Below are 15,750 nucleotides of genomic sequence, written 5' to 3' on the forward strand. Positions count from 1 at the left end.
CAGAAGTGTCAGCCCTAATTTTTTACAGTCCTAAAAGTTTTACCGGACAGCAATAGCTTCAAAAAAACTTGCCCGGAACCTGCAAATGCAAGCCCGGGCAAGACGCTTATGGAAAAGATATGAAAAAACAAACCCACAGACAACTGTCATGCACCATGCACACGACTACCATCCGGGGCTTTGAGATAGATCGTTGCTTTTGTTTTTACCCAATTTTTTTCGATATACTCTCATTCGCGTTTATTTTTTATGCTTTTTCTCTACCAGTAACTCGTTTATGCGCACAAATATATAACTTTTTTGCTTCAATTCGTGCATCAGGTCATCCAACCGGTTGTAAAATTTATCCGTCCGCTTCGGGTCGGTGCCGATATGAAGGAGCAGGATAAAACCGTTCAGACCGTTTTCCGCCTCATACGAGAGGATGGAGCGATAAATCGCTTCGGACGAACGATAATTCTTCATTTCGGGCGTCGTGTAATCGGCGTTCGACCGTGTGCCGGGCGTAAAATTCACCACCTGCACATCCATCGCTTTGGCCCAGTGGCTTATTTCACGGTTATACCACTCGTAAGGAGGGATAAAGAACCGAGGCGTTTCAATCTTCAATCCGGCCGCTTGCATCGCGGCATAGTTGCCTTCGAGGTCTTGCTCGAAGACGGTGCGCGAAACGAGCGTCGAGTCACGTCGCTGCCAGTCGGCATAGAGCAGATGTTTGTCGGAATGGGGCGCCAGATAATGTCCTTCTTTTTGCAGCCGGCGAGCTACGTCGGGAAATTTCCGGTAGAAATCGCCCGTCAGGAAGAAAGAAGCATGGGCCTGATGATTTTTCAACGCACGACGGATAACACCGGCTCCATCGGCATACTCGTGCCCGGTGAACACAAGCGCGATCTTCTTCTCCGTTCGGTCACCCCGTATAATTCCTCCCTCCACCGTCTCGCACCGATGTGCCTGAGCACTCAGATAGCCCAGATAGTAACAGAGCGATGCCGTTCCGTCCATCGTCGGCTCGTTCGTCGAATAGTCGGCATAATCATCGTGATAGACGACCACATCCGACTGAAAGGGTGCGTACCGGTCTTCTTTCGAGAGATGTACCCCGATCAGGCCGCCGAATATCGACGCATAGATAGGACCATCGACGAGTCCCCCGGTAACGGGTATCCCATGCAGATGAGTCAAGGCCGAGTGAGGATCGGACGGTGTGTCTCCGTATGCCGGATAGCCCACTATCATGCACTTTCCCCACGGGTTGCAGCCGAACAGCCAGTCGCGCATCGCGACTTCGATTTCGAGAAATGTTTTGTCGCCCGTCAGTTCGTGATACAGCCGGCACTGCGTGATGAAGGCTACCGTGAGGTTGTTGGAGCACCAGATAAACGGGATGCCGTTGAGAAACGCATCGCCCTGTGCCCGCTCTTTCACTCGCTGCAAACCGCTACGCAGATTGCGGATAAACTCCTGCTTCGCCTTCGGGTCATCTCCTTGTGCCGCCAACCGGTAATGGCCGAGGTTCACGAACGGATACCATTGATAATGACGAGCCGAATCGGCTCCCATCCATGGTGTTACAGGTTCCATCCGGCCGTATTGAACGGCCTGTTTCAGATATTCTTTTTTACCGGAGAGCGTATACATCTCGGTTGCGGCCAGCTGCATATCGTCGGCCCAGTTGTCTTCTTCGTAGAAATAAGGCGCCCCGCATGGCGCCGTCTGGCATACGCCGGGATGTGCCGCCCCCCTGCGATAAGCCTGCTCCGACTTCTTGAGCAACAGCTTGGAAAATTCGGGGTCATATTCCGACAACACGCTTGCGCCTAAAGCGAACGATGAAGCATATTTACCCAATGTCGAAGCCAGTCCCGTGCTTCGGTTCCGATGCTTTTTCAATCCTTGCGGCAGCGAACTGCAAAAATATACCGGACGCGCTTTGCCAGCCCCCCAACCGTAATCGACGCGTTGGTCGGCAGGAAGGGTAAAGCCCGCATGATCCCGGTCGTCGGCCAACTGGTTAAAATACGTAACCGAGTCGGGATTCATCTTCAGCAACCAGTCGAGTCCCCATTTGGCTTCATCCAGAATATCAGGGATGCCGTTCGCGCCATCGTCTCCATTGGCCTGATGCCGGTCTCCAAATGCTTCGGGATGTTGCGAATAGGCAAAAAGCATCTGGTACACGGCATTGGCCGATGTGGTAACGTATTGGAGATAATCGGAGGCATCGTGCCAGCCTCCGGAAACATCGAAGGAGATGCCGTCGCGTTTTCCGTCGGGATCACCCACCGACACGACCCCATGCGTGTGGCATGAGTCTTTCAGACTAGGATTGTATCCGCATCGCTGCTGACGCATATACCTGAGCGGAATCTCCGCCGCCTCGGCATACACATCATACCCGATTCGGAACGGGACAGACTGGCTGCCACCGGCACGCAGCACATACGTGCCGGGCGTCGTAAACTCCGAAAAATGAAGCCGTACCGACGACTCGAAAGCCGGCTGCTTTCCCGTATTTACGATCTTTTCTCCCCGATAGACCCTCTTACCGGTTTGTGCATCGACCACCTCGAACGAATCGATCGTCTTCTTCTCCTTGCTCACCCAGACAGCCACCTTGACATCGTCAGGTAGATAGCCGATCCGGTTCACACGTACCCACGATTGAGCACGCACTCCCAAAAAGAACAGCAACCAAACAGACGCACAAATTATTTTTCGCATAGTGAAGATATTTCTTGCTCAAAAGTTTTTATCTAAGAAAGGTGTCTCATCGGTTAGATGAGGCAACCTTTTTATCCTCAAACGTTACAAAGCCGTAAACTGTCTGACGGCAGACACAGGTTTTGCCGCACGCATGCCGGACAATACATGATGATAACGCCTACCAATATATTCATTCCAATAGTCCGAATAGGTGATAAACTTACCCTTGGGATTCATGACTTGCAGTTCTTCGCCCGGATTACCCGACGCATCTACCACTTTGATCCGGAAATCTACTCGACATTTTCCCGATGAGTTAAAGACTTCTTTTTTCAGCTTTACCACTTGCCATCCGGTCGTTTCACCGAAAGCGATCGGTTTTCCGACATCAGCCCACTGACTTTTTTCCTTGGTCTTATAATCTAATGTGTATTGATACTGCAACTTCAGATCAGTCGGAACGTCTTCTTTTTCATACAGAAAATTATAGAACTTAACCCAGCAAACGGAATCCGTATTTTCCGATACATTCGTTACATAAGGATGACCGTTTTCAAACACCACAGGAGGTTTATTAAAATCATACACAAAGATATTCTGCTTACCTTTTTTCAAGGAACAAGCCTGATCATATACCAAATCCAGCTTCTTATCTTTATAGAGTTTGATCTGATTTTCTCCGACCTTAGCTGTATAGAATCGACCCACAGAGCCGTTAGGTACGGCATTGTATGTTGTCAGAAGAGCCGCATTATTATTTACGTACACGTCATTATTGATCTCAATCTTATAGATATGATTGCTCGCTTTTGCATCAACAGGAACAAAATAGTGCAACTGAAATTCCGCCACGTCCGAGAGGTCGGTCGTATCATATTCCACTACATGCTTTTCGCATGCTACGAATCCCATTAAAAGAACCGTATAAAAAATATATTTAAAGACTTTCATAGCGAATAGTTATTATAAATGAATAAATTATTTGACTGCCGCAGGCACTTCACCCGGATAAGCAAACCAGGGTATCGAACATTGATAATTGTCGGCTGTTCCCGATACGGGTTTTAACGCCTCCAATGATGCCTTGTTCCACATATATTCCGAATTATAACGCGGACGAATTCTGTAACACGGAGAGCCTTCGTTCTTCACATTGTATGAACTTTTTCGTCCTTGCACCTGAGCCGGAGCCAGATAAAACCCTTTATACACTTTACTTGGATTCGTATCCCATTTCTGTGTAACGGTACTCACATCCCAGCCGTTACCTTTCGAAGGATATTCGCCGGTATACTCAATATCATAATGATATTTTCGCATGTCTACCCATGCTTCGTGAGCTCCCCACGGATAAAGAGCCACCCATTTCTGCATCATAATGTGAGAAAGAGAAAAATCGGTCATTGGAAGTTTCTCGACGAAAGGACCGGCCTGGTATTTAATCGCTAAATCGTTGAAAACTTTCTTGGTTATTTTGTCTCCTCCTTCGGCTTTGCCCACCGTGCCGGGCATAAGGTATCGGACTGTAAAATCGAGGTCTGCTTTTACTCCTTCTTTAAACGCTTCAAAAGCTTCATTCTTCTTGCCCATTTTCCAATAGGTTTCAGCCAGACAGAACTTAATTTCAGCGCATGTTGTTAAGATATAAGGTGCTTCGTCATGGTAGAGCCAACGTCCTTTCCCGTCATGAATACTTCCCTGATATTCTGAAGCAATTCTTCGGCCGTAGTATGAGGGCGCAGTACCAATCGGACCACTTGCTCCGGTAAAAGACCCGCCGTAATACTTATACCTTTTTACACTGTCCGCATTATCGATGTTTTTATATTCCGGATCGCTGATCGTCGCTAACTTGGCTGCCACCCGCGGATCGTAATGTCCGGTTTCCGTTACCAGTGTATCGCAAATGATTTGCTTATCGGCAAGCTCATACGGATAATAATCATTTCCTTCCGTTCGCACTTTTTCGCCGGTACCTTCATCGTATTTAGGTACTGTACCTGTAAATACCTGCACGGCATATTCATGCTGGAAATAGTTATATGTAAGATTTTTTTGTGCCGTCCCCCAGAAGTTGTTATAATCTTCGTAAGGAGCACTCTGAGAACCTCCGGCAATCTTTACGACCGCGTCATCGTCAGGAGATTCGAACGATTTGCCAGCACATTGAATCAGTTCCGGAGCATAATCCGAAACAAAGTTTGTCTTATTCGATAAAGAAGCTAAATTGCGCACAAGGACCGCATAAGCAAATTTGATCCACTTTGCCTTATTTCCCTGATAAATAAAGTCATTCGCGCTAATCTTCGTACCATAATCTTTATTATCTTCTTTTTCAAGCAGTTCAATAGCTTTGTAAGCCCATTCACGCACTTGCTTATAAACGTCTTTCTGGTAATCATAATCGTGCGATAGCAATCCATCAACAAATGCCTGTTTCATGGGTAGTTCTGCATGCTCTTTAGCAAGCATATCCCACGAGTAAGCCTTGATCGCATAGCCAATACCGGCAAGCGTCCATTCTTCGGCAGCCAACGACTGGTTAATCATATTTTCCAGATTCATGCCTTGATTCCAATAGGTCATACGCCATATTTCGCCACAGGCATCACTTCCCTGTGCGTAATAATGATTAGCAAAATTTGTATATGCAGAAGTAGTCGTTCCCATCATTTGGGTCATCGGTCCAAGACCTCTTATCTCATAATACACTCCAAAATAAGACTGTTGTATTCCGGCCAGATACAAATACCCTTCTACATAATCGGGAGCATCAATATTTTTGTTCACATCCAAATAATCTTCACAAGCAGTCAGGAAGATAAACAAAGATGCTACTATCATCGTTATTTTTTTCATCTCAGTAAGTGTTAAGTTTTTAATTAAACGTTAAGTTGAAGCCGATCGACATGCCGCGCGGATTTGGAATGGACCACACATCGTATCCTTCGCCACCGGTACCACCGGCTGCAGCCGAGACCGTATTCCCCACAGCATCGATGCCCGAATAGTTCGTCCATGTAAACAAATCGTTTCCGGTAAGATGAATGCTTGCATCCGAAATCACTTTTGTCTTTCTCAGCCATTGGGACGGAATGCGATACATCAAACGTAATTCGCTCAAACGAAGATAATGTACATTCCTTTCAAGCCAGTCTTCATCACCTCCATTATAAACGGAAGAACCATACGTCGAATAATCGACGGCAATCGTATTCTTTGTGGGGTTATCCGATTCTTCTTTTCCGTCTTTCAGTACCCCATTGAAAATAACCGGCCCGCGTTCACGCAAATCGACCGATTCCCAACTTGTTCCATTTTCCATCATCGAGCGTTTTGTTCCGTTTACCACCGTTGCTTTGTAACGGCCCGAGAACATGGCTGACAAGCGGAAGCCTTTATAGCTTAAACTCGATGTAATCCCGAAGCGAAGTTTAGGTTCTCTGTCGCCCAAAACGCTCCATTTGCTATCGACCATAGGAAGCCCTGTGGTAGGATCAATCAGTACCTGTCCGGCCTCGTTGCGTTGATAAGCTCGCCCGGTTAATGTTGTAATCGGATTTCCGACCATGATCCCGTTACGAATATTTCCGGAATTCCAAGTCATCCAGTTATAATACTCGCTTACATTTTCAGGCAAAGAAACGACTTCCGAATGTGCCTGCGATAAATTAAGCCCCATATTCCAACGTAAGTTATCTGCTCCGCGGATAATATCCACATCCACATGGCTATCCCACCCCCACGTATTAAACGTTCCGACATTCATATTATTCAAAACGAATCCGGTCGCATAACTGAGACGGAATCCTTTCACAATCTGATCGGAACAATGTGTTGCAAAGTAAGTAAAATCAGCTACGATACGATCGTCCCAGAAACGTCCTTCAAAACCGATCTCTCTGGAAGTTGTCATTTCCGGTTTCAATTTTTTATTTGGCCCGGTGTATCCGTATTTAAATCCACCGCCGGTCAACTCCGTGGCTTCCAACTGAGGGTCGATTTCCAAAGGTCCGGCATCCTTCCCGACACGAGCAACAGAGCCTCTTATCTTAAGATAATTGATCATCTTGTTATCTTTAAGGAAAGGGAGTTCCGTCAGGATAAATGCACCTTCTACCGCCGGATAAAAATACGAATTGTTGGCTTTCGGTAATGTGGACGACCAGTCATTTCTTGCTCGGAACGTTAAGAAAACCATATTGTTATATCCGAGTTCCATCTGTGATGAGAGCGCCTGAATACGACGTTTCGTCGTACGTTTTATTGACGATACGGTTGCAGGCTCACAATTATTAATTGACTGAAAATCTGGAATAATAAATTTCGATCCACTCGTACTTAATCGGGTAATCCCATTCTGGAGTTGGTGATATCCAAACTGCACAGAGAAAGTAAACTTATTATCGAAATATTTATCATTATATCCGGCAAGTAAATTTAACGTCGGATCGGAAAAGTTTGATTTCGTCAAGACATAACTTCCGTCTCCATTATTTGATGCATAATAATACGGATGCTTCGAAGTCTCAAATGTTTGCATACCGACATCCCATCCTACCTGTGCCCTGAAGAACGCATTCTTGATGGGAGTAATCGTTACGGAAGCATTCGAAATAAAACGATCAGATTCGTCGTAAAATTTATTCTTATGCAGCCCGAAAAGAGGGTTAAGCAAATCGGTATCGGTATAATAACGTGGATATCTCATGTGTGCACCGTCAACCGCCAAATATTCCGACATATCGTCAACCAGCGGCCACTTCATCGCTAAGAACAAAGGCCCTTCTACACCACGCGGAACCTTTGTGTTTTGCGTCGAAGAATACTGCATACTGCCTTCGAATTTCAGCCATGAAGTAATCTCAGCTTTCCCTGACAAACTCAAATTAAAGCGAGAATAGTCCGTCGTTTTGATTACTCCGGTCTGATTCAGGTACGATGCCCCTGCTCTCAACGTAGCTTTGTCGCTTCCAGCCTCTACCGAAACATTATGCTTGTTACTGAATCCTGTCTGCAATACGGAGTTGAAATTATCATACAACGGCATTCCTTCGGGATAAAGTCCTCCGAAATGTTTTGTGTAATAATAATTGGTCGTACCATAAGATCCGTTAGCATACTTTGTCTGGATATCCGGATAACCGTATGCCTTGTCCCAACGGAAGGTATTGCTGTAGGCGACACGTCCTTTTCCTTTCCTTCCCTTTTTGGTTGTGATAATAATGGCCCCGTTCGAGGCATCCGATCCATAAAGAGCGGCCGCCGCCGCTCCTTTCAATACGGTCATAGATTCGATATCCTCAGGGTTGAAGTCATTGCCTCGCGAAGCAAAATCCAGATTTCTCGGAGAGAAACCACCTCCCACGCTCGTAGGGTCGAATGTGCTGTTGTTCATCGGAATACCATCTACCACATATAGTGGTTGGTTATTTCCGGAAATAGACGTTAAGCTGCGCAATACAACGGTATTGGAAGCGCCCGGCGCTCCACCGGAAGAGCTGACGGTCATACCGGCCACACGTCCCTGCAACGCTGAAATAAAATTGTCACGTCCCGATTCGATAATATCGGAGGCTTTTACATTTTGCACCGACGAACCTACGGCTCGAGCCACACGCTTCATCCCAAATTCAGCCGTAATTTCCACTTCGCCAAGCATCGTAGCGTCTTCCTTCAAAACGATTGTCAGATTCGGCTTGGCTTCAACTTCCTGAGTCTTCATCCCCATATATGAGATGATTAAATAGTTTTTACCCCTTGAAGAGGAAACCGACAAACTAAAATTTCCATCCAAGTCCGTAACCGTTCCTTGGTCTGTTCCTTTAACGAGGATCGAAGCGCCGATGACCGGTTCGCCCTTCTCGTCTGTTACGTTGCCCGTTATACGGGTTTGTGCCATTGCAACTCCCACACTCAATAAAAGTACGGAGAGTAATAGTTTCATTTTTCTTCCCATGGTACAATTCATTATCATAATAAAATATGTTTTTCAAGTTGATGCTCTGTAACAAGAGTCTTTATTTGTTTTTCGTTTTCGGTTTTCATGGAGATTTGTTATGGATTAAGGTGTTCGGAATGAACGACGTTGCAAGACATCGACTTCCGAACACCTCAAGATGGATTATGATTTAACTTTTCATTTTCATGAACAAATAACACCTTTTAATTAAAAGACGTCCATGCTTTCGTCTGAGTCAATTTAAAGCCTTTGTCTTCATAAGCCTTGATATCGAGCTTTCCGACAGGATAGCAATAAGCCTCGTCTCCAAAAACATTTCTGGGAGCAAATTTGGGTAATACATAGAAGCCCACCATGTCAGCAGCATTTGTACCGTCAAACGTGACAATAGTACCATCAGCCTTGCGTACTTTCAATAAATTGGCTTTCGTATATTTTCCTGTTTTCGGATCAGCCGTCACAAAATCCGGCAATTCTTTCGAAAAATTCACCCATGGTCCGCATTGCGTATCGACATTTTTGGAATTATCCATATACTGAATCTTTGCCCAACGTTTGATATCGTGTAGACGGGTATGTTCAAAGATAAATTCCATACGGCGCTCTCTTCTGATTTCCCACAAAAGAGCCGACACATCAGCATCTTTTTCGGGATCTTCAGGTAAGGATGCCAATAATAGGGGAGCTGTTTGTTTCACACCTTTTTTGACGGCATAACTGTCTAACGGACGCTTGCGGATCGCGTTAATCGATTGGTCCAAGTCGCTCTGTGATACGGATTCGCCTCCAAACGATTCGGCCAGCTCTTGCTTCGCCTCGATCCAGTTTAATACGACTTCGGCATAACGAAGTACCGGTGCATCGTTTACATTATCGATACTTTTATATTGTCCCGGTAAGCTCGCATTGTTACCCGTTCTCCAGTAAGATGCTCCCTCGCGGCTGATAAATTTATTTCCGTAGATCAATGTGGAAGAATTGACATTGACCGTGTCGTAGAAAGTCGCTTCAAAACGCGGGTCACGCGTTTTGCAAAGCGTAGCCAAATCAAACTTCTCTGCTCCGTCTACAGCCGATTTTGAATAGACCTTCCCGTCGTTGCAAACAAAAGACTTGATCAGAGCCAGATTGACACCCGACTGAGATTCGGTACCATTCGAATAGGAACCGATGCAATGCGAAACACCTACGGACTTATCGTAATGGCGATACAGGATTACTTCGGGGTTGCCGGCCAGATTATCCGATCCGAATAAAGATCTGAAATCACTTCCAAACTTATATTTCCCGCTATTCATCACGACTTCAGATGCCTCTTTACAGAATGTAAGGTACTTTTGTGCACGTTCCATATCCAGATGATGATATTTCTGCCATGTACCTTCGTACAACATGATGCGAGAAGCAATAGCAGCCACAATCATTTTGTTTACATTCATCGGGCCTTTATCGTTAGCCCGAACACCGGCTAAAGCAGCTTTCAAGTCATCATAAATCTTGTCCATTACGACACCTCTGGGATCTCTATCCTTATAAAGATTCGCAAAGTCTTCCGCATCATAATCTTTTTCAAAGTACGGGATGTCTCCGTACGTAAGCACCAGTCTGTAATGCTGGTAAGCACGGAAGAAGCGAGCCACTCCCATCCAATGGTTGAATTCCTCCTGTGTTAATTTATCTTTCATACGCTCTTCCATGCGCATGATCATAATATTCGCTTTCTTAACCCAAGAATAGTTCCATTTATCGCCCAACGCCTGTCCATCCCACGCATCATCCGTTTTTACTTTCGTAACCGTATTGGGAACTGTATTGGGGAATGATAATTGCTGACCTTCAGTCGAAAAGTCGTCGCAGAAATCATATCCTCTCAAGGGCGTCCAACTGGCTGCCCATCCGCTATTATATCCATTGAAGAACTGCGGATAGAATTCATTGGCATACATGCGCAAATCATTCTCATTACGCCAATAGTTCTGATCTTCGAATTTTGTCAAGGGAGGTCTGTCCAAGAAACTGTCGCTGCAAGAAGATAGGAGAAGCACGACAAGACCCGATATTGCATATATAATCTTTTTCATACTCTAAACGAATTAAAATGTTAATTGAAAACCGAATGACATGGACTTGAATGTAGGAGTACTTAATCCGACCCGTTCGGCATTTCCTTTATCATAGAATGGAGTAGCTCCGGGAATTACTTCCGGATCAAGAGGCAAGCCTCTGAGATGATCGAAAGTAAAGAAATTTTCCAATGACGCGTATACACGAGCACTCTTCATGTAGGCTTTTCCTGCAAGTACTGCCGGAAGCGTATAGCCAAATGTGATGTTCTTTACGCGCAGATAAGCCATATTGAGCAGGTATTTATCCTGAGGACGCATATTGTATGCATCTTTTGAGTTAGCCATATTCCACGGACGAGGATAAAAAGCTCCGGTATTTTCTTCTGTCCAATAATCTTTCGCAAACGTTTTGGCCATCGCTCCATCGGATGTATTGAAGCCCGGAAGAGAAATGGAAGAGCTTCCCCACAATTCACGTTTTCCGACGCCCTGCATAAAAATTGAGAAGTCAAAACCTCTGTAATCTGCTCCCAATCTGATTCCGTATTCAAACCTCGGGGTCGTATTACCGATCTTCTCCTTGTCACCATGGTCATGGATATCCGAAGCCCCTTGGTCAATTTTTCCGTCACCATTCACATCTTTAAATTTCACATCGCCGGGGCCAAAAATAAAGTTTCCGCTTTGTAAATAATCCTGATATATCCCGTTCGGGTCTTTCAGTTTATTCACAACTTTAGCTCCCGCTGTTCCTTTGGCAACTTCTTTACCGTTCAAAGCGTATGTCTTAACGAGTTTCCCTTCACTATCATATACAAAATCATCTTTTTGATACAACCGGTCAGTTCGATAACCCCAAATTTCACCATACGTCTTTCCATTATAATTGGCTTCGATACTTCTGGAGCTACCGTACTGAGTAATTTCAGTCAACGCATCAGAAAGGGTTACCATTGCATTTACACCCAACCCGTTTTTAAATTGATGACGGTAATTAACCGAAAGCTCCCAACCGTACGTACGCAAGTTACCAAAGTTTCCGAGCGGCGCTTTAGAACCAAACGTAGCCGGAACACCTTCCATGGGTACAATCGTATTTTTCGTATCTCTCCGATACCAGTCGAACATAACATCCAATTTCCCTTCTATCAAAGACGCGTCAAATCCAAGGTTCAACGATTCGATATCCTGCCAGGTAATGGAAGCTAAAACGGAAGAAGGAATGCCTACATACGTCAACTTTTTTCCCGATTCATCGAGCCAGCTCCCCTGTCCGGATTCCATCAAGGAACGGTACAAAGTATTCTCAACCGTCTGGTCTCCGATTCGCCCCCAAGAACCTCTAAATTTTAACGATGCCAGGAAAGGTTTGCTCCATTCCATCCATGCCTCTTCGCTGACACGCCATCCGGCCGAGAAAGAAGGGAACCATCTCCATTTCAAATCCGTCGGGAATTTGGATGTTCCGTCGTAACGAAGATTGGCCTCAAACAGATAACGATCTAAGAAGTCGTAATTGATACGGCCGTAATATCCTAACTGAGATTCCCAACCTCTGTCACCACCTGCTTTTTCTTCGCCGGTAGCCAAATCGAATTGAGGATTGTAGATATTGCTCAGTTCTTTTTTCTGCGACCAGTTCGATACAAAGCGAGAAGATACCTGATTGACACCGGCCATGAATTTAAAATGATGGGTGTCGTCCAGATTCAAGTTATAAGTCGTATACGAATTGAAGGTATTTTGATGCCAATTCTTTGCTTCCCGATAAACGAGATCAGGAATAGAACCTGCACCAGTATACGTTACATAATTCAAATCATACGCCGGCATGGCTCCGGATGCTCCAGCCTCAATCACTTCTCCTTTTCCGTTCACGTAAACCTGATTTCCATTTTTATCCAGCCGTTTGATCGGGGCACCCCACGTGTCTGCGGCCGAAAATTTTGTTCCGTTCTGCTCAAATGCATATTCGCGGTTAGCATAAGTATATTGCAGATCGGCAGTCCAGTTCTTCATAATATTAATATGCGTTCCTAAGTTCACGCTGAAATAATTATTCATTTGCAATCCATCATTGGCATCATAGATTTGCTGCTCAGGACCACGCATCAGATACCCGCGATCATCTCGTCCGAAAGGTACAGTCGGTCCCCAACGATACATATAATACCACGGGTCTGCCGATTTTATTCCGGTAACATAAGGGAAACGCTTCTCTTGCTTGGAAAAGATCATGCCGGCATTGACCGAAATAACTTTGCTTACCTCAATATCCAAGTTGGTAGAAGCATTATAACGTTTAAAATCATCATGCTTCGCCGGCTTGGTCATACCATTCTGATTCAGATAACCCAGTCCGACATTGTAGCCGATCTTTCCGCTTTTTCCATTCAAAGAGAGGTTATGGTTTGTTGAAGGTGCCCACTCTCTGACCATATAATCATACGGGTCATACGTTCTCAATCCGATTTTACGTCCCTGTGCGTCTACGTACCAGTCGCGTCCGTACAACGTCGGATCGTCAACCCCTAGTTTACCTCCGTATTCTTTCTGCCATTCTTTCATTCGTTCCAAGCCTTCCGGAGTAACATAGTACGGCCAACCCGAAACGGTCTTCCCGCCATTCAATGCGGCGATCATGTTGTATTCCATACCTTCGAGACCTGCCATTTCCATTTTTAAGGCCGGGTTCTGCCATGCAAAATTGCCGGAATACCCAATATTCAGACTCTCCTGTTTAGCACCTCGCTTTGTCGTAATAAGTACCACTCCGAAAGCGCCTTTAGCTCCATAGATAGATGCCGAGGCTGCGTCTTTCAATACGGAAATCGACTCGATATCGTCCGGGTTGATAAATGAAATGCTCGGTACCTCCACGTTATCGACCAGAATCAGCGGAGCTGAAGAACCTTCGAATGATCCGATCTGTCCGCGAATCTTGATTCTGGGGTCAACTCCGACTTCACCATTCGGCACAACAACCGAAAGACCGGGGGTCGTACCCTGCAGACCGCGTCCTACGTCTGCAATAGGACGTGCACTTAATGCTTTGCCAACATCGACAGACGCAACAGCTCCGGTAAGGTTTACTTTCTTTTGTGTTCCATACCCTACAACAACAACTTCATCCAACAATTCAGTGTCTTCCTGAAGCACGATACGCATTGATGCGCTGGCTGTCACTTCCTGCGTACGATATCCTACATACGAAATCACTAATTTAGCACCTGATTTTACGTTCAGGGTAAATCTTCCGTCGATATCCGTTATCGTACCATTTGCCGTTCCTTTTTCCAATACACTGGCTCCGACAACAACTTCTCCTCGCTCATCAACGACTGTTCCGCTAATGGTCACCGATGGATGCTGTGCATTCGTTACATGTAAACCGACAGTCCTGTCGGCTTTCGCAAGATAAGGCGTTCCTCCTAATAACACAGTGATTGCGCAAATTGCAACAATTCTGTCGTAATACATGCCTCGTTTTTTTACGTTTACCATATTGATTTATGTTTTTAATGATTGTTTATAGATAGAATATGAAATATCCGAAAAACGTTATGCGCAAACGCATCTCGATTCCGCAATGATATGGGTGCTTTTCAGACAAAACATTTTCATAGGCTCTCTGTTTTTTTTTAAGGGATTACTTTATTTTTCCTGTTATTTATCAAGTATTACATTATATGTATATATTCTCGTTGTCTCTATTCCTGTTTGTTCTTTATACGATTAAAAGTATACTATTTCGCATTTTGTACAAGCAAAAGTACATTATAATTTTCATATTAAGAACCTTTATTCTGTTTTTTTATGAATTAGGTTTAAAAATTAACAAATCAGCATTTAAAAGAGCAAAAATAAAGAACTATACAAAGAAATAAAAAAACAAGTAGAAGATCAGTTTCCGGCATCATCCGAAGGGAAAGCATGGTATTTAATCAGCCCACCCATAGGGGTTTCTTCCACCACGCTTAGCTCTACTCCGAATTCTTTTCCAACCTGATGCAGTAAATCCGCATAATTATATGCCACCGATCCGACAAAGCGAATAGGATAATTCAAATAGTCATATTGCATCACATTACGCAGAAAAAAGCTCCGGAGATTGGAGAGCAACAACCCTTTTACATAATCAAGACGAAGATAATCAGCTAAAAAACAAGACTGCTCCGCTAAAAAACGATTGGGAAACGGACGATTATAAACGGCATCCATTACATCGTGAGGTGTCAAGTCATACTTTTCAAAGAAGTCATCGATCAGCACTTGCGGAGCCAATTTCTTCAAAACATCCGAGAGAAATTGCTTTCCTAAGGCTGCGCCACTGCCTTCATCGCCTAAGATATATCCTCCCGCGCGTACATTTTTAACTATGACATGACCGTCATAAAAACATGAGTTTGAGCCCGTTCCGAGAATACATGCAATCCCCGAATCGTGCTGAAACAGTCCCCGGGCGGCTGCCAACAGGTCGCTTTCCACATAAGCCGGCGTTTTAAACTGGGCTACCAAAGAAGCTTCTACTACACTCTTCTTTTCGGCCGAAGTACATCCCGCCCCATAAAAAAAGACCTGCTCCAGTTTGCGCTTAAAAAAAGAGTCAGGCAACCCAAGCCTGATACTCCGACTAATTTCTCTTCTTGTTTGAAAAAAAGGATTCAGTCCCTCCGTAAACACACGCTGTATCAGATGCTCTCCTTCTACCAAAGACCATTCTGTTTTCGTTGATCCGCTTTCTGCTATTAATTTCATCCCGATTAAAGATACTGTTTCAAACACAAAGATAATAGTTTTTTTTACAATCATCTACAAGCCACTCTTTTCTCATGTATGTTAACCGCAGCCTGTTCATTGTTTTTTATCGGCACCGATGATTCACTCGGTCAATCACACATAGATTATCTTTATTTTCAAGTTGATATAAAGATCTTTTTTTCACAAGCCCACAAATATTTTTCTTAAAAAAAACACCTGAAAAGTTGCGTTAGTCATAGCCTAACTACGAATCCA

At 44.6% G+C, this 15,750-nt stretch carries 7 protein-coding genes; all 7 read right to left on the reverse strand.

Features of this window, described 5'->3' with window-relative positions; genetic code table 11:
* Nucleotides 1-240: 240 nt before the first annotated feature.
* Nucleotides 241-2,724, reverse strand: coding sequence for a glycoside hydrolase family 9 protein (locus ACTTKA_RS07365; protein WP_442724529.1), 2,484 nt, complete (start codon nt 2,722-2,724; stop codon nt 241-243).
* Nucleotides 2,725-2,808: 84 nt separating this feature from the next.
* Nucleotides 2,809-3,618: a hypothetical protein gene (locus tag ACTTKA_RS07370; protein WP_442724530.1), complete on the reverse strand. Its 810-nt coding sequence runs from the start codon at nt 3,616-3,618 to the stop codon at nt 2,809-2,811.
* Between the two features lie 66 nt (nt 3,619-3,684).
* Nucleotides 3,685-5,550 carry a SusD/RagB family nutrient-binding outer membrane lipoprotein gene (locus tag ACTTKA_RS07375; RefSeq protein ID WP_442713430.1) on the reverse strand — a complete coding sequence of 622 codons (1,866 nt, stop codon included), beginning with the start codon at nt 5,548-5,550 and terminating at the stop codon, nt 3,685-3,687.
* A 34-nt stretch (nt 5,551-5,584) separates the two neighbouring features.
* A complete protein-coding gene (locus ACTTKA_RS07380) occupies nt 5,585-8,653 on the reverse strand; it encodes a SusC/RagA family TonB-linked outer membrane protein (RefSeq protein ID WP_442724531.1) in 3,069 nt (1,022 codons plus the stop codon).
* Nucleotides 8,654-8,871: 218 nt separating this feature from the next.
* Nucleotides 8,872-10,749: a RagB/SusD family nutrient uptake outer membrane protein gene (locus ACTTKA_RS07385; RefSeq protein ID WP_442724532.1), complete on the reverse strand. Its 1,878-nt coding sequence runs from the start codon at nt 10,747-10,749 to the stop codon at nt 8,872-8,874.
* A gap of 12 nt (nt 10,750-10,761) precedes the next feature.
* Nucleotides 10,762-14,238, reverse strand: coding sequence for a SusC/RagA family TonB-linked outer membrane protein (locus ACTTKA_RS07390; protein WP_442724533.1), 3,477 nt, complete (start codon nt 14,236-14,238; stop codon nt 10,762-10,764).
* A gap of 399 nt (nt 14,239-14,637) precedes the next feature.
* Nucleotides 14,638-15,492, reverse strand: coding sequence for a hypothetical protein (locus tag ACTTKA_RS07395; RefSeq protein ID WP_442724534.1), 855 nt, complete (start codon nt 15,490-15,492; stop codon nt 14,638-14,640).
* Nucleotides 15,493-15,750 lie beyond the last annotated feature (258 nt).

Source organism: Tannerella sp., assembly GCF_052170195.1.
GTDB lineage: Bacteria > Bacteroidota > Bacteroidia > Bacteroidales > Tannerellaceae > Tannerella.

Bases quoted from the DNA above. Each gene is read 5' to 3' on its own strand.
- ACTTKA_RS07390 (WP_442724533.1), bottom strand. From the start codon at position 14,238: ATGGTAAACGTAAAAAAACGAGGCATGTATTACGACAGAATTGTTGCA.
- ACTTKA_RS07370 (WP_442724530.1), bottom strand. From the start codon at position 3,618: ATGGGATTCGTAGCATGCGAAAAGCATGTAGTGGAATATGATACGACC.
- ACTTKA_RS07380 (WP_442724531.1), bottom strand. From the start codon at position 8,653: ATGAAACTATTACTCTCCGTACTTTTATTGAGTGTGGGAGTTGCAATG.
- ACTTKA_RS07385 (WP_442724532.1), bottom strand. From the start codon at position 10,749: ATGAAAAAGATTATATATGCAATATCGGGTCTTGTCGTGCTTCTCCTA.
- ACTTKA_RS07395 (WP_442724534.1), bottom strand. From the start codon at position 15,492: ATGAAATTAATAGCAGAAAGCGGATCAACGAAAACAGAATGGTCTTTG.
- ACTTKA_RS07365 (WP_442724529.1), bottom strand. From the start codon at position 2,724: ATGCGAAAAATAATTTGTGCGTCTGTTTGGTTGCTGTTCTTTTTGGGA.
- ACTTKA_RS07375 (WP_442713430.1), bottom strand. From the start codon at position 5,550: ATGATAGTAGCATCTTTGTTTATCTTCCTGACTGCTTGTGAAGATTAT.